We start from the raw sequence: 21,204 nt of genomic DNA, 5'->3' as shown, positions 1-21,204 counted from the left end.
GCCTGTTCAACCGAGAATGCCCGGCAGTTTCAGCCCCTTCTCCTTGGCGCAGTCAATCGCGATCTCATAGCCCGCATCGGCATGGCGCATCACGCCGGTCGCCGGGTCGTTCCAGAGTACGCGCTCCAGCCTTTTCGCGGCTTCCGGTGTGCCGTCGGCAACGATGACCACGCCCGAATGCTGCGAATAGCCCATGCCGACGCCGCCGCCATGATGCAGTGAGACCCAGGTCGCGCCGCCCGCCGTGTTGAGCAGCGCATTCAGCAGCGGCCAGTCGGAGACCGCATCTGAACCGTCCTTCATCGCTTCCGTCTCGCGGTTGGGCGAGGCGACCGAGCCTGAATCGAGATGGTCGCGGCCGATCACGACCGGGGCCTTGAGTTCGCCCTTCGCCACCATCTCGTTGAAGGCGAGGCCGAGCCGGTGCCGGTCGCCCAGCCCGACCCAGCAGATGCGGGCGGGCAGGCCCTGGAACTGGATGCGCTCGCGCGCCATGTCGAGCCAGTTGTGCAGATGGGTGTCGTCCGGCAGCAATTCCTTCACGCGCTGGTCGGTGCGGTAGATGTCCTCGGGGTCGCCCGAGAGCGCGGCCCAGCGGAACGGCCCGATGCCGCGGCAGAACAGCGGCCGGATATAGGCCGGCACGAAGCCGGGGAAATCGAAGGCGTCGGCAACGCCCATATCCTTCGCCATCTGGCGGATATTGTTGCCGTAATCGAGCGTCGGCACGCCCATCTTCTGAAAATCGAGCATGGCGCGCACATGCGTCGCCATCGATTCCTTGGCTGCCAGAATCGTCCCGGCGGGGTCGCGCTCCCGACGTTCCTCCCATTCCTGCAGCGTCCAGCCGGCCGGCAGATAGCCGTTGAGCGGGTCATGTGCCGAGGTCTGGTCGGTGACGACATCGGGGCGGATGCCGCGGCGGACCATGTCGGGAAACACATCGGCCGCGTTGCCGAGCACGCCGACCGAGACGGCCTTGCCCTGCTTATGGGCGCGCTCGACGATCTCCAGCGCCTCGTCGATGCTGGCAGCCTTCTCGTCGAGATAGCGGGTGCGCAGGCGGAAATCGATCGAGGAGGGCTTGCATTCGATGGCGATCATCGAGGCGCCGGCCATGGTGGCGGCGAGCGGCTGCGCCCCGCCCATGCCACCCAGGCCTCCGGTCAGGATCCACTTGCCCTTGAGCGAGCCACCATAATGCTGGCGACCGACCTCGACGAAGGTCTCGTAGGTGCCCTGGACGATGCCTTGCGTGCCGATATAGATCCAGGAACCGGCCGTCATCTGACCGTACATCATCAACCCGAGCTTATCGAGCTCGTGGAAATGCTCCCAGTTGGCATAGGCCGGGACGAGGTTCGAATTGGCGATCAGCACGCGCGGCGCGTCCGCATGCGTCCTGAAGATGCCGACCGGCTTGCCCGATTGCACAAGCAAGGTCTCGTCGGCCTCGAGCGAGCGCAGCGAGGCGCAAATGCGGTCGAAATCCTCCCAGGTGCGGGCGGCGCGGCCGATGCCGCCATAGACCACGAGCTCGCCCGGCTTCTCCGCGACATCGGGGTCGAGATTGTTCATCAGCATGCGCAAAGGCGCCTCGGTCAGCCAGCTCTTGGCCGAGAGCTCGCTGCCGCGCGGGCTGCGGATGACGCGGCTGTTGTCGATACGGGTCATGCTTGAGCCTTTTCGAAGCTGGCGGCCGCGTCCAGCGCGGCGGCGATGATGCTGGAGAGGGCGGCTTGGAGCTTGGCGGCCTTGGCCTCGTCGAAGGTCCAGGGCGGCGTCTCGTCGGTGAGATAGGCGCTAAGCGCGATCTCCATCTGGATCGCATGCACATGCTCGGCCGGCTTGCCGTAATGGCGCGTGATCCAGCCACCCTTGAAGCGGCCATTGACGATCTGGCTGAAGGGCTGGCCCGCCATCGCGGCGATAGTCGCCGCCTCAATGGGCGCCGCGCAGCTCGCGCCCGAATTCGTGCCGAGGTTCAAGCTTGGCAGCGTGCCGGGAAACAGCCGCGGGATCACCGATTTGATCGAGTGGCAGTCCCAGAGCAGGCACCAACCGTGAAGCGCCTTCACGCGTGCGACCTCGGCGGCCAGCGCCTCATGATAGGGCTGGAAATAGGCTTGGCGTCGCCGCTCGATCTCGGCCGCATCTGGCGCTGTCGCCCAGATCGGCTCGCCGTCGAAACTCGTGGTCGGGACGAGTTCGGTCGTCGCCTGGCCGGGATAGAGCGAGACGCCGGAGGGGTCGCGATTGACGTCGATGACATAGCGCGACAGCCCCGCCTCGACGATCGTCGGCTGGAAGCGCTCGGTGAAGCCGTAGAGCTGGCGCATGTGCCAGTCGGTGTCGGGCACGCTGCGGCCGGTCTCGTTGAGAGCGGCGCGGACCTCGTGCGGCAGCCCGGTGCCGGGATGTGGCATCGAGAGGATGAAAGGCGAGGGGCCCGGGGTGACGGTGACGATGTCGGTCATGGTTGTCATCCTAGCTGTGTCGCCGGGAGCGCATTCCCTTCTCCCCTCGCGGGAGAAGGTGGCGCGCAGCGCCGGATGAGGGGACGCTCAGGTCGGAATCGGCAGCGGACGGCGGCTGCAAGCCAATGAGGACGGTCGCGCGACCCCTCACCCCAACCCTCTCCCGCAAGGGGAGAGGGGGCGCGTTGTGGTTCTCACATGTCACGCCGCAAACTCCGCAAAACTGTCCAACCCCGCCGCCTGACCGACCGCGCCGCTGAGCACGAGATCCGTTGCAGCCGCGAGATCCGGGGCGAGATAGCGGTCGGCCGTCAGCGGCGCGATGCGACCGCGCAGCAGGGCGAGCACCGGTTCCAGTCGCGGGCTCGTCTTCATCGGCCGGTGATGCTCGATCGCCTCCGCCGCCGCCATCAATTCGATGCCGATGATGCTGGCGGCGTTCTTGGCCATGTCGAGCAGGCGATAGGCGCCATGCGTCGCCATCGAGACATGGTCCTCCTGGTTGGCGGAGGTCGGGATGGTGTCGACGGAGGCCGGATAGGCCTTCTGCTTGTTCTCAGAAGCGAGCGCGGCGGCCGTCACCTGTGCGATCATGAAACCGGAGTTGAGCCCGGCGTCGCGCGCCAGGAAGGGCGGCAGCCCGCTCATCACCGGGTCGACCAGCAGCGCCATGCGCCGCTCCGAGAGATTGCCGATCTCGCACAGCCCCATGGCGAGGATGTCGGCCGCGAAAGCGACCGGCTCGGCGTGGAAATTGCCGCCCGAGACGATCTCGCCCGGCCCCAGCACCAAGGGGTTGTCGGTGACGGCATTGGCCTCGATGCCGAGCGTCGCGGCGGCGTTGCCGAGGAGGTCGCGCACTGCGCCCATCACCTGCGGCTGGCAGCGCAGCGAATAAGGGTCCTGCACCTTGGTATCGCCGAAGCGGTGGCTGTCGCGGATCTCGCTGCCCGCGATCAGCGTCAGCAAGGTGGCGGCGACGTTGATCTGGCCGGGCTGGCCGCGCAGCGCCTGGATGCGGGGATCGAACGGCGTATCCGAGCCCTTCAGCGCATCGACGGAGAGCGCACCGGCAACGAGCGCGGCGTCGAAGACGCGCGCGATCTCGGAAAGCGCCGTGATCGCGATCGCGGTCGAGACCTGCGTGCCGTTGATCAGCGCGAGCCCTTCCTTGGCGCCGAGCGCGAGCGGGGCCTGGCCGATGCGCGACAGCGCTTCCGCCGCCGGCAGGGCCATGCCTTTCAGCCTGATTTCACCGACCCCCATCAGGGCGGCTGTCAGATGCGCCAGCGGGGCAAGGTCGCCCGACGCGCCGACCGAGCCCTTCGCCGGAACCACCGGTAAGGCATCGGCCGCGAGCGCGCCGAGCAGTGCTTCGACCACCACGGGGCGCACGCCCGAAGCGCCGCGCGCCAGGCTTGCAGCCTTCATCGCGAGGATCAGGCGCACCACGCTGTCGGGCAGGGCCGGGCCGGTTCCGACCGCATGCGACAGGATGAGGTTGCGTTGCAGCGTCGCGAGGTCCGCATCGGCGATACGCACGCTGGCGAGCTTGCCGAAGCCGGTATTGACGCCATAGGTCACGGTGCCGGCCGCGACGATGTCGTCGACGATCGCCTGGGCCGCGGCGATGGCGCCCGCGCTTGCCGCATCGAGCGTGAGCGACGCGCCGGCGAGCACGTCGCGCCAATGCGTCAGGGGGGCGTGGCCGGGCGTGAGCGAGACAGGCAGGGTCATTGTCCGTTCCAGATGCGGGCGTGAAGCGGGTTGAAGCCGATGCGATAGGCGAGCTCGGCCGGGCGCTCGATCTCCCAGATCGCGAGGTCGCAGCGCTTGCCGGCCTCGAGCGTGCCGATCTCGCGGCCTAAGCCGAGTGCCTGAGCGGCGTTGCGGGTCAGGCCGGCCAGCGCCTCCTCCGGCGTCAATCGGAACAGCGTGCAGGCCATGTTCAGCACCAGGAGCGGCGAGGTCAGTGGCGAGGAACCGGGATTGGCGTCGGTCGCGAGCGCGATCGGCACGCCGTGCTGGCGCAGCAGCGCGATCGGCGGCTTCTGTGTCTCGCGCAGGAAATAGAAGGCGCCCGGCAGGATCACCGCAACCGTGCCGGCCTTCGCCATGGCGATGACACCGGCCTCGTCGAGATATTCGAGATGGTCGGCCGAGAGCGCGCCATGTTCGGCGGCCAATGCGGCTCCGCCGAGATTGGAGAGTTGCTCGGCGTGGATCTTGATCGCGAGGCCCTTGGCCTTGGCCGCAGTGAAGATGCGCGCCGTTTCCTCGGGCGAGAAGGCTATGCCCTCGCAGAAGACATCGACCGCATCCGCCAGTCCCCGTGCCGCGACGGCGTCCAGCATCGGCCCAATGACGAACTCGGCATAGTCACTGGCGCGGCCCTTATATTCGGGCGGCACCGCATGCGCGCCCAGAAAAGTGGTGCGCACGCCGACCGGCCGCTCGCGCCCGAGCCGGCGCGCGACCGAAAGCTGCTTCAGCTCGGTTTCCGTCTCCAGCCCATAGCCGGATTTGATCTCGATGGTGGTGACGCCTTCCGCGATCAATGCGGCGAGCCGCCTGTCGGCGCTGGCGAAGAGTTCGGCCTCGCTTGCGGCCCGCGTCGCCTTCACGGTGGAGAGGATGCCGCCGCCTGCGCGCGCGATCTCCTCATAGCTCGCGCCTTGCAGGCGCAGCTCGAATTCATGGGCGCGGTCGCCGCCATAAACGAGATGGGTGTGGCAATCGATCAGGCCGGGCGTGATCCAGCGGCCGCCGCAGTCGATCGTTTCCACCGCATCGAAGGCAGGCGCGTCGCCTTTCGCCCCGGCGAAGACGATGCGCCCGTCGCGTGCGGCGATGACGCCATCTGCGATCGCGCCATAGGGCGTGCCGGAGCCTGCCGCCATCGTGGCGAGCCGGGCATTCGTCCAAACCCGGTCGCAGATCAGAAACTCATCCGGCCGTTGCGCCACCCGCGTTTCCTCTCGACAATCCTCATCCCAAGGCTATGCTAGCTAATTGCATATGCAATTGGCAAGCGGGCCGCAAATGACTGCTGGAGCGATCGCGTGAACCAGACCCTGCATCTCGCGCAGGCTCTCCTGCCGGACGGATTTGCCGATGACGTGACGCTGACGATCGCGGATGGCGTCATCACGCGCGTCGAAGCCGGCGTTGCGCCCGCAGCGGATGCGGAGCGTTTGCCCGGCCTCGCCTTGCCCGGCATGCCGAACCTGCACAGCCATGCCTTCCAGCGTGGCATGGCCGGTCTGTCGGAGCGGCGTGGCGCGAGCGATGATTCCTTCTGGACCTGGCGCGAGGTGATGTACCGTTTCCTCGACAGGCTCGATCCCGATGACGTCCAGGCCGTCGCCGCCCAGGCCTTCGTCGAGATGCTGGAGGGCGGCTTCACGGCGCTCGCCGAATTCCACTATCTGCATCACGACAAGGACGGGCGCGCCTATGCCGATATCGCCGCCATGGCGGGTGCGATCGCTGCGGCGGCTGAGGAGACGGGGCTCGGGCTGACCTTGCTGCCGGTGCTCTACCGTTTCGGCAATTTCGGCGGCGCGCCCTCCGTCCATGGCCAGCGCCGCTTCGTCAATGAGCGCGACGCCTATCTGCGCCTGATCGAGGCGAGCGCGGCGGCGATCCGCCCGCTGCCCGATGCACGGCTCGGCCTCGCCCCGCATTCGCTGCGCGCGGTCGCGCTCGACGATCTCGACTGGCTGGCGGATTTGCGGCCGGACGGGCCGCTGCATATCCATGTCGCCGAGCAGATGCGCGAGGTCGAGGACAGCCTTAGGATCACTGGCCGCCGCCCGGTCGAATTGCTGATGGAGAATACGACGCTCGATCGGCGCTGGTGTCTGATCCACGCGACGCATCTGACCGAGGCCGAGCGCGATGGTATCGCCCGCAGCGGTGCGATCGCCGGCCTCTGCCCCATCACCGAGTCTAGTCTGGGCGACGGCATCTTCGACGGCGTGCGCTATCGCGCAGCCGGCGGAGCCTTCGGCATCGGCAGCGACTCCAACATCCAGATCGATGCCGGGGCGGAGCTGCGCCAGCTCGAATACTCCCAGCGCCTGCGCGACCGCGGCCGCGCCTTGATGGCGGATGCCGGCGCCTCGACCGGGGTCGCGCTCTGGCAGGCGGCTTGCGTGGGCGGCGCGCAAGCCTGCGGTCGTGCCATCGGGCGGCTCGCGCCGGGCTGCCGCGCCGATCTCGTGACGCTTGCTGCGGACCATCCGGCGCTGCTCGGCAAGGCCGGAGAGATCGCGCTCGACAGCGCGATCTTCGCCGCCAACGCGCTGCCGTTGCGCGATGTCTTCGTCGGCGGGCGCAGGGTCGTCGCGGAGGGGCGCCATCTCGGGCGCGAGCCGGTCAAGGCGCGCTTCGCCGCGACGATGCGCAAACTGCTCGGCTGAAGGCGGCGTGACGATCATGACGATGGCGGAAACCAGGCTGGAGGCGGTGAAGCTCGATGGAGCCGGCCCGGTCTACGACCAGATCAGGCGGGCGATCCGCGATCTGATCCTGAATGGCGTCTGGTCGCCGGGCACTTCGGTCCCGCCCGAACACGCGCTGATGGAGCAGCTCGGCGCCTCGCGCATGACCGTGCACCGTGCCCTCGTCCAGCTCGCGCGCGAGGGCCTGATCACGCGGCGGCGGCGGTCGGGGACGATCGTCGCGAGCCCGCCGGCAAGCCATGCCATGCTCGACATTCTCTCGATTCCCGATGAGGTCAGGGGGCTCGGCCAGACTTATGCCTATGAGATCCTGTCGCGGCGCGATGGCCGCCCCTCGGCCGAACTCGCCTCACATTTCGGACTGAAGCGCAGCGAGAGGGTGGCGCATCTCGTCACGCTGCATTTCAGCAGCGGCCAGCCCCATGTGCTGGAAGAGCGCGTGATCCATCTCGCCACGGTGCCCGCCGCCGCTGAGGAGGATTTCAAGGAGACGCCACCGGGCGACTGGCTCTTGCAGCACAGCCTGTGGTCGCAGGCCGAGCACGCGATCAGCGCCATCGCCGCCGAGGCGGAGGAGGCCCGCCTGCTCGCTATCGAGGCCGGCACGGCCTGCCTGCTGGTCGAGCGCCGGACCTGGAACCAGGGCGCCCCGGTCACGGCGGTACGATTGCTCTATCCCGGCACGCGCCACCGCTTCGTCGGCCGCTTCGGACCTTATGGGCAAGTCTGATCGGGCAAGTCTGAACGGGTAAGTCTGAACGGGTAAGTTTGAGCAAATGGGCGGCCTGAGCAAACCGTCGGCGATGCGAAACAAAAAAGGCCCACCTTCCCCCTTGGGAAGGCGGGCCCTGTCGCTAGAGCGATACCCGATCCGATCGGATCGGGTATCGCTCTAGCTCTTTGTTTTGTCGCGTTTTCTTCACGCGAACCGGTGTCCACTTCGCTTGAAAACGCTCTAAAAGCCGAGGTCGATCAGCAGGCGTAGCGGTAGCGCCGGCCGTATTCGTCGCGGCCATAGCAGGTGTCAGGCGTCGATGCGTTGCCGATGATCGCGCCGCCTGCGCCGCCGATCGCGGCGCCCGCCAGCGCGCCGCCGGCGCGTCCTGTCGCGAGCCCACCGATGACAGCGCCTGTGCCTGCGCCGATCAGGGCGCCAGCCCCGGTATTCTGCTCGCGCTGCGTGCAGGCTCCGAGGGAGGCGGCCAATGCGGCGAGGATTACGAGCTTCTTCATCAGATTTCTCCTTGGCGTCCGGGCATCGGCCGATGCCTTGCGCCCATAACGAGGGCTGGCGGGGAAAGTTCCCCCACATGAGTGCCCACGCGGTGCGCAGGCAGCATCATTGGCTCCTTCGATTTGAACGGCAGATGAATTTTGGCCGGAACCTTTTCCCGGGAAGCGACGTTCTCCAGTCAGCCTGCGGCGAGACAAGCCGCTCGAACCGGAGGAGCAGCTGATGACAGCTCAAACCATGGCCGTCTCATCGAAGAATCCGCTGATCGCGGGAGCACGCGTCGCCGGTACTGATGTCTACAATGCGACCGGGGACCATCTCGGCGAGATCTACGACGTCATGCTGGACAAGCAGACCGGCAAGGTCGCCTACGCCATCATGTCCTTCGGCGGGTTCCTCGGACTCGGCGAGAAATATCACCCGATCCCCTGGAGCGTGCTCGACTACGACACCAATCGCGGTGGCTACGTCGTTCCGCTCACCAAGGACAAGCTCGAGGCGGCGCCCATGTATGACAGCGAGGGCGAGCCCGATTGGGACGACAAAGCCTATGGCAAGCGCGTCCACGATTATTACGGTACGATGCCCTACTGGATGATGTAGGGCCGGCCTGAAGCAGGTCGCGGCGGTTGCTATCCCCCCAGCCGAATCGCCGTGGCGGCGGGATGCGGGTCTTTTGGCCCGCATCCCGCCCATTTTTTGGGAGCGCATCAGGGCGTGGCGCGTCCTGAATGCGACACATGCGAACGCCTCATGATCGAGCGACGATTGCCCTCACTGTGAACCCAGGAGCGCGCCATGCAGATTCGCTACGGCTATCGTATCGAACTCGTCTGCCAGCAGGATTTGCCGTTGATCACCCTGCTCGACATTCATCCCTCGCGTCGCCATGACCTGATGCGGCCCGACGAGATGATGGTGACTGCGCTCAGCGATCCGCACCGGCCGGTGCCGGTTTCGCAATATCTCGATCAGTTCGGCAATATCTGCCGCCGCATCGTCGCCCCGGCCGGCGGCGTCCTGCTTCGCTCCGAAGGCGTCGCGCATGATTCCGGCGAGCCTGATCCAGTCAACCTCGCGGCTCGCGAAGTTGCGCCCTCCAGGCTTCCCGACGAGGCGCTCGTCTTTTTGATGGGCAGCCGCTATTGCGAAACCGACAAGCTCGCAGCCCAGGCCTGGAGCCTGTTCGGCCAGGTCGAGCCCGGCTGGCAGCGCGTTCAGGCGGTGGTCGATTTCGTCCACAACCATCTCACCTTCGGCTACCATTTCGCCCGCAACACCCGCACTGCCTCAGAGGCTTTCGAGGAGCGCATCGGCGTCTGCCGCGACTTCGCGCATCTGGCGATCGCCCTGTGCCGTTGCCTCAACATCCCGGCGCGCTACTGCAATGGCTATCTCGGCGATATCGGCGTGCCGAAGGACCCGGCCCCGATGGATTTCAACGCCTGGTTCGAGGTGTTCCTCAGCGGTCGCTGGTACACGTTTGATGCCCGTCACAACATGCCCCGGATCGGACGCATCGTGATCGCGCGCGGCCGGGACGCGACCGATGTCGCGATGCTCAACTCCTTCGGCCCGCACATCCTGCAGCGCTTTGAGGTTGTGACCGAAGAGGTCGAGGAGATTCGACCGGAACAGGCGCCGCCACGATTCGGCAATCGTCATTGGCACCAGCCCGCCTTGTCATGAACCTGGCGGATCCGCTGTCCCCGACCGAACCGCAACGGCTCCCGGGGGGACCGTCGATGCACCATACCGTCGTGGTCAACGCCAAGGCAGGCACAGTTCTGGCTGCAGGTCCGGACGCCTTCGCACAGCGGCTCCGTTCGGCCTTCGCCGCCCATGACTGTTCGGTCGCGGTCAAGCTCGTGCATCCGCGCGATCTCGGCGACGCGCTTGCCCTGGCGATCAGGGACGAGAGCTGCATTCCCGTCGTCGCCGGCGGAGACGGCACGATTAATGGCGTGCTGCCGGTCCTGCTCGAGGCTGGCCGGCCGGTCGGCGTGCTGCCGCTGGGCACCGTCAACGTGCTCGGTCGCGATCTCGGCCTCTACGGCACGCTCGAGCATCAGATCGAGGCGCTCTGCAAGGGCGAACCGGTCGCGCTCGACATCGGCCAGGTCAACGACAGACTGTTCCATTCCATTTCCGGCATGGGCTTCTTCAGCCTGATGGCGCGCGAGCGCGAATATGCGCGAAGGCGCTTTCCCTTCAGCCGCCATGTCGCCTTCGCCGTCGCGGCGACGCGCTCGATCCTGTTCACGCGCTCGATCTCGGTCGAGATCCTCACTGCCGACGGCCACCGCCATGTCGAGGCCGACGCGGTGCTGGTGACCATCAATCGCTTCGACGGAGCCGAATGGCGGCGCGCCAGGCTCGATGGCGGCGTCTTCGAGGTCCACATCCTCAACGCCGGCGGGCTCTACTCGCGCTGCAAGGCCGCGCTGTCTGTCGTGACCGGCGGCTGGCGCCGCTCGCACAACCTGACCTCCTTCACCGCCGAGGAGGTCACGCTGACGCGGCGCGACAAGAAGCGCGGGCATATCACCTTCGACGGCGAGGTCGAGCGCAAAGCTGGCGCCTTGGTCTATCGGCTGCTGCCCAAGGCGATCCGGCTCATCGGTGCGCGCCCAGGCCTTGTCTGAACGGCGGGGGCGACCCTACATCAGGGCAAGCCGTCAACAGCCGGAGCCCGATGTCCTTCCTTCATCCCCGCTTCCTGGTTCCGCTCGCAGCGGGCTTCGCCTTCATCGGCCTGGCGCTGCTCATCGTCTCCGGCCACAGCTTCGCCTTCGACAGCCGCCTCGTGCTGCTGCTGCGCCAGGCCGGCGATCCCTCGACACCGCTCGGCCCGCCTTGGCTGGGTGAGGCGATGCGTGACATGAGCGGGCTCGGCAGCTTCGTCGGCCTCGGCTTCATGACGATCACGGCGAGCCTGACGCTCTGGCTGTGCGGCTATCGTCGCCTGGCGGTGGCGCTGGCCGTCAGCGTGGTCCTGGCGACGCTCGTCAGCACCGGCCTGAAGATCCTGATCGGGCGGGAGCGGCCCGATATCGTCGCGCATACGGCCCTGACCTTCACCGCGAGCTTTCCGAGCGGCCACGCCTTCCTCTCGGCGGTGACGCTGCTCAGCATTGCGGGCTTCGTCGGCCTGGCGGCGCGACGCGACGACATCACGCGGGTCTGTCTCGGCCTCGCCTGGACGATGATCATCCTGATCGGCTTCAGCCGGGTCTATCTCGGCGTGCATTGGCCGACCGACGTCCTCGCCGGCTGGTGCCTCGGCGTTGCCTGGTCGAGCGTGGCCGTCGCCCTGCTCGGGCGCGGCATGGCCGTCGATGCGCCGGCCGCCGGCGGGGCGCGACTGGCGCGCTGACGCAGCACGGCAAGGCGCTGCGAGGAACTTTGCGAGGAAAACAGGGTTGTCTGGTCGTCGCCGCTATCCGCGACGCTCATTTTGGATCCATCATGCTCGCTTCGCGCAATCTTCTGGTCGCCCTCGTCGTGCTGCTCCTCGCGGGCCTCGCCGTCACGGGATACGCGCTCTATCAGGAGAAGAAGCAGCCCGATGGCGTGCAGATTTCCATCGGCAAGGACGGCCTCTCCATCAAGGAGAAGTGACAGCGCCGGCCGGGGGGCTGCATCTCCCGCTGGTGCCATTCCAGACTTGCAGCTTTTCGTTGAGTTATCGTAACGTCATCTCGCATTCGACTGGAAAGACCGGTTCCGGGATTGACGTGAGATGGCAAAGCCAGCGTCCGCAACGCCATCGGAGACGAGAAAGACCTATCGCGACGTCATCGTTGCTCCCGACGCCAAGGAGCTCGCGACATCGATCGACGATGTCATCGCGCTCGAAACGCGATGCATCAATATCAGGCGGCGGCACCAGAAGCGCTCCAGACTGAAATTGCCCGGCGGGACGCGGATCAGCCGGGATTGCAGCGGCTTGGCAATCTCTGGCGGCGGCATCAGAAGCGCCGCGTTCAGTCTGGGCGCCCTGCAGGCTCTGCACCAGAATGGCGTTCTGGCCGAAATCGACTATCTCTCGACCGTTTCCGGCGGCGGCTATATCGGGACATCCCTGACATTGGGTCTCGATACCGGCGAGGGCGAATTCCCGTTCACGACCGATGACGGGGATAAAAGCGACAATCTCGCCGTCGCGCATCTGCGCAATTATTCCAACTACCTCATTCCCGGCGGCTGGCGCGATATCCTGGCGTCCTGCTCCGTGATCCTGCGGGGGCTGGGCGCCAACCTCGCCATCGTTGCTGGTGTCCTGCTGGTCTGCGCCGGTCTCACGCTGGCGCTCAATCCCAACCAGGACGCGCTGACCCGTCCGGACTTCCTCGGCTGGGAGCAATTTCCCGGCCATCCCGTTGCGCTGACGGAGCCCGAAAAGGCGAGCCTGGCGAGGAATGGGCAGGAGATCGCAACCCTGAAATCCCAGCTCGCGCCGTTCGAGGAGCTCAACCCGAAGAATGCGACGCTGACGGAGTTGGAGCGGAAAGCCGACCTCCACACGCAGCTGCAATCGAAAACGAAGGATTTTGCCAATCTTCGCAAGAAAGCCGAACCGGCCGATTTCTTCTTCACCAAATGGTTTCTGCTGTTGGCTGTCTGCTTCCATGTCGGCTGGGCGCTGCTACGGAGCGGACGCGGCGATTCGGCGCCCGAATTCGTCGGCGCGGCGGCGCGCATCTCACAGGCGCTGATGGCGTTGACGGCGCTGGCGGCGCTGTTCGAGCTGCAGCCCTTCGCCCTGCGCGGCCTGTTCCTGCTCTACGTTCAGGAGGGGCCCGACAGTTGGCTCGGCTGGATTTCGCAGATCGTGGCGATCGTCACGCCTTATCTCGCGCCTGTCGCTGCCGTCTCGGCCTTCGCGAGCAATGTCTTCGGGAGCATTCTGAAGACGAAGGAGGGAGAGAGCGGCCTTAGGCCGCTGCTCAGCCGGCTGATGTCGAAGATCATCCTGTTCCTGATCGCGCTGGCGCTGCCGATGACGCTATGGGTGGCCTATCTCTACACCACCATCGCCGGGGATATTGGCTTCTCGTACCGCCCGGCCTGGATGCAATGGCTCGTCGGCGAGCTTTGCGGCAAGCCAGATGTCGGTACGCTGTCGGGCGGGGATACGAGGGATGCCTGTGCCGCGACCTATTTCTTCCCCTGGCTCTACACGGCGACCGGCCTCATCCTGACAGCCGGCACCTGGCTGTTCCTGACGCCCAACGGAAACTCGCTGCATCGGCTCTACCGCGATCGCCTGAGCAAGGCATTCCTGTTCGACCCTCGCAGGATACGCAAGCTGAAGTCCGGCCGGAACGTTTCGACCGATCCGCCCTGGCTCGACAATGCCGGTTTCACCGGGCTGCACCCGGCCTATGGACCATTGCATCTGGTCAATGCGGCCTTGAACATTCAAAGCTCGAAATACGTCAATCAGCGCGGCCGCAACGCCGATTTCTTTCAGTTCTCGCCGGTGTATTGCGGCAGCGCCAGCACCGGCTACATCCGCACCGACAAGCTCGTCGACCACTGCGCCGGGATCGACCTCGCGACTGCGATGGCGATTTCGGGCGCGGCGGCGTCCTCCAATATGGGGGCGAACACGATGCGCGGCTTCTCCCCGACGCTCGCCTTGCTCAACATCCGTTTGGGCTACTGGATGACAAACCCGGCTTTCGTGCTGCAGGCCGGCGCCGGCAGCGATGCGAACGACTGGTTCAAACCCTACCTCCTCCAGGAGATGCTGAGCCTGCTCTCCGAGAAGAGCTCCCAAGTCTATTTAACCGATGGTGGCCACATCGAAAATCTCGGTCTCTACGAATTGCTACGCCGGCGCTGCGCGCGGATCATCGTCCTCGATGCCGAGGCCGATCCGCAACTCTCGTTCCGCTCGCTCGTCGAGGCGGAGCGCTACGCCCGGATCGATCTCGGTATCCGCATCACCTTGCCCTGGCGCGACATTCAGGCCAGTTCGCTCGCGGTCAACCAGGAATACGCAAAGGGCCAAGGGCCCGATCCGGCAAAGATCGGGCAGCGCACCCATGTGGCGAGGGGCACGATCGAATACGGGCCGGAGGACCACGGCGAGATCATCTACATCAAATCATCGCTCACGGGCGACGAGAACGACTACATCCTCGACTACAAGTCGCGCTATCCTGATTTTCCGCACGAAACCACCGGCGACCAGATGTTTTCCGAGGAACAATTCGAGTGCTACCGCGCCCTGGGCTTCCACGCCGCGCATGGCGCCCTGGTCGCGCAGCCGCAGTCAGGGCCCGACTGGTAGCGAAGGCCGTTGCATGCGGCCGGCTCGCTCAGCTATTGGCGAGGATCATGTTGCGGACGATCGGGTAGATCTGCCCGTCCCATTTCCGGCCCGAGAAAACCCCGTAATGGCCGACGCCGGCCTGCATGTGATGGCGCTTGCGGAAGGGCTTCAGGCCGCTGCAGAGATCATGGGCTGCCGAGGTCTGGCCGAGCGCGCAGATGTCGTCGCGCTCGCCCTCGACGGTCAGGAGCGCGGTCTTGCGGATGGCGCTGCAATCGACCTTCTCGCCGCGATAGGTCAGCGTTCCCGCCGCCAGCCGCGCCTCCTGGAAGATCCATTGCACGGTCTCCAGATAGAACTCGGCCGGCAGGTCGAGCACGGCGAAATACTCGTCGTAGAATTTCTTGATCGTCGCGGCGCTTTCGGTCTCGCCCGTGGCGAGATGGGTGAAGAGGTCGATATGGGCGTTGACGTGGCGCTGCATGTTCATCGCCAGGAATGCGCCGAGCTGGATGAAGCCCGGATAGACCTTCCGTCCCGCGCCAGGATAGCGAGACGGGACGGTCGCAATCAGGTTCTTGCGGAACCACTCGATCGGCTTGTCGTTTGCGAGCTTGTTGACCGCAGTCGGGTTGATGCGGGTGTCGACTGGCCCGGCCATCAGCGTCATGCTGCGTGGCTGGACGGGGCTGCCTGCCTGCGCCATCACGGCAGCCGCGGTGAGCACCTGCACGCAAGGTTGGCACACCGCGACGACATGGGTGTCGGGTCCCAGCTTTTCGATGAAGCTGATCAGCGTGTCGACATAGTCGTCATAGCCGAAGGCGCCGGCCTCGAGACTGACGTCGCGGGCATTGTGCCAGTCGGTGATATAGACGTCGTGGTCGCGCAGCAGCGTCGCCACCGTGTTGCGCAGCAGGGTGGCGAAATGCCCCGACATCGGCGCGACGACCAGGACCTTGGCCTGAACGGCGTTGGTGTCCTTGCGGAAGCGCAGCAGGCTGCCGAAGGGTAGCGACAGCACGATCTCCTCGGTCACGGCCGCATCGTGATTGCCGGTGCGCACGCTGTCGATCTCATAGGACGGCCGCTCATGCGTCAGCCCGGCCCGCGCGATCATCTCATAGGCCGCCGCCGCGGCGCGGATGTCGACCGGCTGGCCCATCATCGCCTTGGCGCCGATGGCAGTCAGGGCGGCCTGGGCCATCATGCGGGCGGGATTGATGAGGTCGGACTGGGCCTGGTAGGCGGCATAGAGCATCAGCGTGCGACCTCGAAAAGAGCGGAACCCGGGCTGCGGCTGGCGGAGATGCCGTCCACAGCCTGTCCCTGCGCCCCTATGTTGCACTGCAAAAGCGATCTTTCGCAAGATTGTTCTAAAGCAATCACACTTTGGAACATCTCTTGCTACGATCATCACCTCTTCCGAAGAGGATGCCTGCCATGACCGCCGCGACCCTGACCATCAGCAGCAAGAACTACTCGTCATGGTCGCTTCGCGGCTGGCTGCTCTGCCAGATGGCCGGGCTAGCGGTCGAGGAGCGCATGCTCTCGGTCGATGATCCCTCCGCCCGGGCTGAACTGCTGCTGTTGTCGCCATCCTTCCTGGTGCCGTGCCTGACGCATGACGAGATCAAGGTCTGGGACACGCTCGCAATCGCCGCCTATCTCGACGAGATCAGCCCGCAGGCCGGCCTGCTGCCCGGGGATGCCAAGGCGCGCGCGCATTGCCGCGCCATCTGCGGCGAGATGCATTCGGGCTTCGCCAATCTGCGCTCGGCCCTGCCGATGAACCTGAAGGCGCATTATCCCGGCTTCAAGGTCTGGGCCGGGGCGCAGGCCGATATCGACCGCGTCACCGAGATCTGGCGCGATTGCCTGGAGACCTATGGCGGTCCCTATCTCTTCGGGGACAGGCTGACCATGGCGGATGCGATGTACGCCCCCGTCTGCCTGCGCTTCCTGACCTATGACGTGCCGCTCGATTCCGTCAGCCGGGCCTATTGCCAGACGATCGCGCAATGGCCGGCGCTGAAAAACTGGATCGAGGCGGCGAAATCCGAGCCGGAGGAACTGGAGGAACTCGACGCCGAGTTCTGAGCGGAATCGTCCATGATGCGCAAAAGGACTGAAGCGATAGCGACTGCTGCATTGGCCTTCGCGGCTCAAAGGCGTTACCACCACCCACGAAATCCATAATCGCCGTGGGAGGCCTGAGATGACCGAGATGTTCAAGAACCTGATCGCTGGCGAATGGGCCAGTGCCGGCAACGCCTCGCGCAACATCAATCCGTCCAACACCAATGATGTCGTCGGCGAGTATGCGCAGGGCTCCGTCGAGCAGATGAACGATGCGGTCGCGGCCGCCAAGGCCGCTTTCCCGGCCTGGAGCCGCTCGGGTCCGCAGGAACGCTACGAGATCCTGAAGAAGGCCTCCGACGAGATCCTCGCCCGCAAGGAAGAGCTCGGCCGCCTGCTCTCGCGCGAGGAGGGCAAGACGCTCGCCGAGGGGATCGGCGAGGCCGGCCGTGCCGGCCAGATCTTCGCCTTCTTCGCCGGCGAGTGCCTGCGCTTGTCGGGTGAGGCGATCCCCTCCGTGCGCCCTGGCGTCGGCGTCGAGATCACCCGCGAGCCGGTCGGCATCATCGGCATGATCACGCCCTGGAATTTCCCGATCGCGATCCCGGCCTGGAAGATCGCGCCGGCGCTGGCCTATGGCAATTGCGTCGTCATCAAGCCGGCCGATCTCGTGCCGGGCTCGGCCTGGGCCTTGGTCGACATCATCCAGCGTGCCGGCCTGCCCAAGGGCGTGCTCAACCTCGTCATGGGGCGCGGTTCGGTCGTCGGCCAGGCGCTGCTGCAGCACAAGGACGTGCATGCGATCTCCTTCACCGGCTCGGTTTCGACCGGCCGCAAGGTCGCCGAGGCCTGCATCTCCTCCTCGCCGATGAAGAAGGTCCAGCTCGAAATGGGCGGCAAGAACCCGCTCGTGGTGCTGGACGATGCCGACCTCAAGATCGCGGTCGAGGCCGCCGTCACCGGCGCCTATTTCTCCACCGGCCAACGCTGCACGGCCTCTTCGCGCCTGATCGTCCAGGCCGGCATTCATGACCGCTTCGTCGAAGCCTGCATCGAGCGCCTGAAGGGCGTCGTGGTCGACGATGCGCTTAAAAGCGGCACCCATATCGGCCCGGTCGTCGACCAGAGCCAGCTAGACCAGGATCTGAAATACATCCAGATCGCCAAGGATGAGGGCGGCAAGCTCGCCTGGGGCGGCGAAGTGCTCAAGCGCGAGACGCCCGGCTTCTATCTCCAGCCGGCCCTCTTCACCGAAACGACCAACGCCATGCGCATCTCGCGCGAGGAGGTCTTCGGCCCCGTCGCCAACGTCATCCGCGTCAAGGATTACGAGGAGGCGCTGACGCTGGCCAATGACACCGAATTCGGTCTCTCCGCCGGCATCTGCACCACCTCGCTTAAAGCTGCGACGCATTTCAAGCGCAACAGCGAGGCCGGCATGGTGATGGTCAATCTGGCGACGGCCGGCGTCGACTACCACGTGCCCTTCGGCGGCCGGAAGGGTTCGAGCTACGGCCCGCGCGAGCAGGGCGCCTACGCCAAGGAAATGTATACGACGGTCAAGACGGCCTACACGCTGGCCTGAGCCTTCGGAGGCATATCATTGCGATGGGGCCGCGCCTTCCGGGCGCGGCCTTTTTGCTGTCGGCTTGATCGTGTTGGCTGGGTTGTCTCAGCTGGGTTGACTTGGCCTGACGCCAAACCTACAGCGCGGCGAGGCTGAGGATCGCCGGTCTGTCCGTCCGTGAAGTCTCGCCCTTCGACTGCGGGCCGTGCTTTCATGACGAGCGTTGCTGATATCTCGAGCGCCAGGACGGCCAGCCGGACCCGGTCGCAGCGTCTCCGCCGCAATGGCCGCGCCGCCTATCTTCGATTCCGGCGCAATCTACCGCGCCTGCTGCGCAGTGACGACATCTCGCTCGTGCTCCTGGCTGCGCTGATCGGAGTCGGGGCAGGGGTGCTCGTCACGGCGATGGTCGGTGTCTCGAAGGTGCTGCATGCCGCCTTCTTTGCGACACGCCATGGCGAGGTCAGCGGGGCGGTCTTTGTCGATCCGCTGCGGGCCGTCGGCATGCCGGTTCTGGGCGGTCTGGTGATGGGGGCAATCGGCATCCTCCTGGCCCGCCGCGGCCGCGGCACGGTGGTCGATCCGGTCGAGGCGAATGCGCTCCATGGCGGGCGCCTGTCGCTGAAGGACAGCTTGATCCTGGTGGTCCAGACCATGGTCTCGAACGGCTTTGGCGCCTCTGTCGGCATGGAGGCGGGCTACACCCAGGGCGGCGCGGCATTCGCGTCGGGCCTCGGGCGGCTTCTCCGTGTCCGGCGGGCTGATCTGCGCATGCTGGTCGGTTGCGGAACGGCGGGCGCCATCGCAGCCGCCTTCGACGCGCCCTTGACCGGGGCCTTCTATGCTTTCGAGCTGATCATCGTGACCTATACGGTCGGCTCATTGGCGCCTGTCGTCGTCGCCTCGATCTGCGCGGTCGGCGTCACGCGACTGTTCCTCACCCCTGTGACCTTGCAATTCGGCTTTTCCGGCCCGCTCTCAAGCTCCGACTACGTGCTGGTGATGATCATGGGCATCCTCTGCGCCGGTCTCGGCATCGTGCTGATGCGCGGCGTCGCGCTCGCCGAGAGCCTGTTCCGCCGCAGCCGGATTCCTCTGGCGCTGCGGCCTGCGGTCGGCGGCCTGCTTGTCGGCCTGATGGCGCTGGTGACGCCGGCGGTTCTCTCCTCGGGCCATTCGGCGCTGCATGTCGGCTTCGATGCCTATTATCCGGCGGGCTTTCTCGTCCTGCTGATCGTGCTGAAATCGCTGGCATCGGCGATCTCGATCGGCTCCGGCTTTCGCGGTGGTCTCTTCTTCGCCTCGCTGTTCATCGGCGCGATGTTCGGCAAGCTCGTCGCCGTAATCTGGATCACCGGCTTCGGCCTGCAGACGCCGTCTGTGGTCATCGCCGTCATCGGCATGAGCGCGATGGCCACCGCGGTCGTCGGGGGGCCATTGACGATGTCGTTCCTGGCGCTGGAGACGACGGGCAGCCTGCCGCTCACGGTCGCGGTGCTGGCGGCGTCCGTCCTGTCCTCGATGACGGTGCGCCGGACCTTCGGCTACTCCTTCGCCACCTGGCGCTTTCATCTGCGCGGCGAGACCATCCGCAGCGCCGCCGATATCGGCTGGATGCGGGAATTGAGCGTCGGCCGGATGATGCGCCGGGATGTGCGCACCGTGCCCGCGACCCTGACCCTGGAGCAGTTCCGGCGCGATTTCCCGCTCGGCGCCAATCAGCGCGCCGTGCTCGTCGATGAACTCGGTCGCTATGCCGGCATCGTCCTCGTCGCCGACGCTCACGGCGCCCAAGCTTTTGGCGCCGATGTCGCGGTCGAGGCGATTGCGGAGCTCGCCCGCAATCGCAAGGACGTGCTGCTGCCCCATATGAACATCCGCGAGGCCGCCAGCCTGTTTGCGACCTCGCAGACCGAAGAGCTCGTCGTCGTCGACGGCCGCGAATCCCTGCGGGTCCTCGGCCTGCTCACCGAACAATTCGCCCTGCGCCGCTACAACGCCGAGCTCGACCGGCAGAGCCGCGACCTCACCGGCGTCTGAGCGGCGCAGGAGCAATGCTCCAGCTTTTAGGCGTCAGAACCCCTCCAGCACGATCTTGCCCTTGGCGCGGTTGGTCTCGATCAGCGCATGGGCTCGCTTGAGATTGCTCGCGTTGATCGCCCCGAAGGTTTCGGTCAGCGTGGTGCGGATCTTGCCCGCATCGACGAGCCGGGAGACCTCGTTGAGGAGATCGCCCTGCGCCTGCATGTCGGCGGTTTGGTGCAGCGAGCGGGCGAACATCATCTCCCAGTGCAGTGACAGGCTCTTGCCCTTCAGCGACATGACATCCAGCGCCGGAGCATCGTCGATCACTGCGATCCGGCCCTGCGGCGCGATCAGCTTGATGATCTCCGGCAGGTGGTCCAGCGTATGGGTGGTGACGAAGACGAGGCCGGGCGCGCCGATCCGTAGCGCCTCGACTTCGGCGGCAAGCGGCTGGCCATGGTCGATGACGTGGTGGGCGCCGAGCTCGCGAGCCCAGGCCTGCGTCTCCGGCCGCGAGGCGGTGGCGATCACGGCGAGGTCCGTCAATTGCCGCGCCAGCTGGATCGCGATCGAGCCGACGCCACCGGCCCCGCCGACGATCAGCAGGGCCTTCGCCGCGCCTGGAACCGCATCCCGGATCTTGATCCGGTCGAACAGGGCCTCCCAGGCCGTGATCGCGGTCAGCGGCAAGGCGGCGGCTTCCGCAAAGCTCAGGCTGGCGGGCTTGCTGCCGACGATGCGCTCGTCCACCAGCTGGAATTCCGCATTGGAGCCCGGACGGTCGATCGCGCCAGCATAGAACACGGTGTCGCCCGGCTTGAACGCCTTCACATCGGGGCCTACCGCCTTGACGACGCCGGCGGCGTCCCAGCCCAGCACGCGCACCTCGCCCTCGGCCGGGCGCGCATTCCTGCGGACCTTGGTGTCGACCGGGTTGACCGACACGGCCTTCACTTCGACCAGCAGGTCGCACCCGGCCGCGACGGGCACGGGCAGGTCGAGATCGATCAGGCTGGTTTCCGAGCTGATGGGCTGCGGTTCACGAAAGCCGATAGCGCGCATAACTTTTGTCT

At 66.1% G+C, this 21,204-nt stretch carries 18 protein-coding genes; 11 read left to right on the top strand and 7 right to left on the bottom strand.

Annotation, left to right across the window (positions count from 1 at the left end):
- Positions 1 to 6: 6 nt before the first annotated feature.
- The 4 genes from hutU to hutI all read right to left on the bottom strand — a co-directional run bounded on the left by hutU (position 7) and on the right by hutI (position 5,377).
- Positions 7 to 1,674 (bottom strand): urocanate hydratase, encoded by a 1,668-nt coding sequence (gene hutU / locus ACSQ3P_RS08740; RefSeq protein ID WP_436165217.1) that lies wholly within the window; start codon positions 1,672 to 1,674, stop codon positions 7 to 9.
- Complete coding sequence (gene hutG / locus ACSQ3P_RS08735) at positions 1,671 to 2,477, bottom strand: N-formylglutamate deformylase (protein ID WP_436165216.1); 807 nt, start codon at positions 2,475 to 2,477, stop codon at positions 1,671 to 1,673. Before hutG ends, hutU begins: the two co-directional genes overlap by 4 nt.
- Before the next feature lie 201 nt (positions 2,478 to 2,678).
- Positions 2,679 to 4,214 (bottom strand): histidine ammonia-lyase, encoded by a 1,536-nt coding sequence (gene hutH / locus ACSQ3P_RS08730; RefSeq protein ID WP_436165215.1) that lies wholly within the window; start codon positions 4,212 to 4,214, stop codon positions 2,679 to 2,681.
- Positions 4,211 to 5,377 (bottom strand): imidazolonepropionase, encoded by a 1,167-nt coding sequence (gene hutI / locus ACSQ3P_RS08725; RefSeq protein ID WP_436166217.1) that lies wholly within the window; start codon positions 5,375 to 5,377, stop codon positions 4,211 to 4,213. The genes hutH and hutI overlap by 4 nt, the downstream gene beginning before the upstream one ends.
- A gap of 162 nt (positions 5,378 to 5,539) precedes the next feature.
- Here hutI and ACSQ3P_RS08720 point away from each other — a divergent pair, with 162 nt between their 5' ends.
- Positions 5,540 to 6,901, top strand: coding sequence for a formimidoylglutamate deiminase (locus tag ACSQ3P_RS08720; RefSeq protein WP_436165214.1), 1,362 nt, complete (start codon positions 5,540 to 5,542; stop codon positions 6,899 to 6,901).
- A gap of 16 nt (positions 6,902 to 6,917) precedes the next feature.
- The gene (gene hutC, locus ACSQ3P_RS08715; protein WP_436166216.1) at positions 6,918 to 7,673 is read left to right on the top strand and encodes a histidine utilization repressor; all 756 of its coding nucleotides are present in this window, start codon (positions 6,918 to 6,920) and stop codon (positions 7,671 to 7,673) included.
- Between the two features lie 242 nt (positions 7,674 to 7,915).
- Here the strand turns inward: hutC and ACSQ3P_RS08710 are convergent, their stop codons facing one another.
- Positions 7,916 to 8,176, bottom strand: coding sequence for a glycine zipper domain-containing protein (locus ACSQ3P_RS08710; RefSeq protein ID WP_069690024.1), 261 nt, complete (start codon positions 8,174 to 8,176; stop codon positions 7,916 to 7,918).
- A gap of 223 nt (positions 8,177 to 8,399) precedes the next feature.
- On the opposite strand from ACSQ3P_RS08710, the gene ACSQ3P_RS08705 reads away from it, so the two are divergent.
- The 6 genes from ACSQ3P_RS08705 (at position 8,400) to ACSQ3P_RS08680 (ending at position 14,478) form a co-directional block, all read left to right on the top strand.
- Complete coding sequence (locus ACSQ3P_RS08705; protein ID WP_436165213.1) at positions 8,400 to 8,780, top strand: PRC-barrel domain-containing protein; 381 nt, start codon at positions 8,400 to 8,402, stop codon at positions 8,778 to 8,780.
- Between the two features lie 195 nt (positions 8,781 to 8,975).
- Entirely contained in the window at positions 8,976 to 9,866 is an 891-nt protein-coding gene (locus tag ACSQ3P_RS08700; RefSeq protein WP_436165212.1) for a transglutaminase-like domain-containing protein, read from the top strand.
- 56 nt (positions 9,867 to 9,922) lie between these two features.
- Complete coding sequence (locus tag ACSQ3P_RS08695; protein ID WP_436165211.1) at positions 9,923 to 10,822, top strand: diacylglycerol/lipid kinase family protein; 900 nt, start codon at positions 9,923 to 9,925, stop codon at positions 10,820 to 10,822.
- A gap of 50 nt (positions 10,823 to 10,872) precedes the next feature.
- Positions 10,873 to 11,553 (top strand): phosphatase PAP2 family protein, encoded by a 681-nt coding sequence (locus tag ACSQ3P_RS08690; RefSeq protein ID WP_436165210.1) that lies wholly within the window; start codon positions 10,873 to 10,875, stop codon positions 11,551 to 11,553.
- A 92-nt stretch (positions 11,554 to 11,645) separates the two neighbouring features.
- Positions 11,646 to 11,798 carry a hypothetical protein gene (locus ACSQ3P_RS08685; RefSeq protein ID WP_199579085.1) on the top strand — a complete coding sequence of 51 codons (153 nt, stop codon included), beginning with the start codon at positions 11,646 to 11,648 and terminating at the stop codon, positions 11,796 to 11,798.
- Between the two features lie 121 nt (positions 11,799 to 11,919).
- Positions 11,920 to 14,478 (top strand): patatin-like phospholipase family protein, encoded by a 2,559-nt coding sequence (locus ACSQ3P_RS08680; RefSeq protein ID WP_436165209.1) that lies wholly within the window; start codon positions 11,920 to 11,922, stop codon positions 14,476 to 14,478.
- A gap of 28 nt (positions 14,479 to 14,506) precedes the next feature.
- Here the strand turns inward: ACSQ3P_RS08680 and ACSQ3P_RS08675 are convergent, their stop codons facing one another.
- Positions 14,507 to 15,721 (bottom strand): polyhydroxyalkanoate depolymerase, encoded by a 1,215-nt coding sequence (locus tag ACSQ3P_RS08675; RefSeq protein ID WP_436165208.1) that lies wholly within the window; start codon positions 15,719 to 15,721, stop codon positions 14,507 to 14,509.
- 182 nt (positions 15,722 to 15,903) lie between these two features.
- Here ACSQ3P_RS08675 and ACSQ3P_RS08670 point away from each other — a divergent pair, with 182 nt between their 5' ends.
- From ACSQ3P_RS08670 to ACSQ3P_RS08660, 3 genes are all read left to right on the top strand, one after another.
- Complete coding sequence (locus ACSQ3P_RS08670) at positions 15,904 to 16,560, top strand: glutathione S-transferase family protein (RefSeq protein WP_436165207.1); 657 nt, start codon at positions 15,904 to 15,906, stop codon at positions 16,558 to 16,560.
- 118 nt (positions 16,561 to 16,678) lie between these two features.
- The gene (locus tag ACSQ3P_RS08665) at positions 16,679 to 18,124 is read left to right on the top strand and encodes an aldehyde dehydrogenase family protein (RefSeq protein ID WP_436165206.1); all 1,446 of its coding nucleotides are present in this window, start codon (positions 16,679 to 16,681) and stop codon (positions 18,122 to 18,124) included.
- A gap of 195 nt (positions 18,125 to 18,319) precedes the next feature.
- A complete protein-coding gene (locus ACSQ3P_RS08660) occupies positions 18,320 to 20,146 on the top strand; it encodes a chloride channel protein (protein WP_436165205.1) in 1,827 nt (608 codons plus the stop codon).
- A 33-nt stretch (positions 20,147 to 20,179) separates the two neighbouring features.
- On the opposite strand, the gene ACSQ3P_RS08655 is transcribed toward ACSQ3P_RS08660, so the two are convergent.
- Positions 20,180 to 21,193 (bottom strand): zinc-binding alcohol dehydrogenase family protein, encoded by a 1,014-nt coding sequence (locus ACSQ3P_RS08655; RefSeq protein WP_436165204.1) that lies wholly within the window; start codon positions 21,191 to 21,193, stop codon positions 20,180 to 20,182.
- Positions 21,194 to 21,204: the final 11 nt, after the last annotated feature.

Source organism: Allobosea sp. LjRoot9 (assembly GCF_964252745.1).
Taxonomy (GTDB): Bacteria; Pseudomonadota; Alphaproteobacteria; order Rhizobiales; family Beijerinckiaceae; genus Allobosea.
The sequence above is the reverse complement of the archived record's forward strand: the minus strand, read 5'-3'. Positions and strand labels throughout refer to the sequence as shown.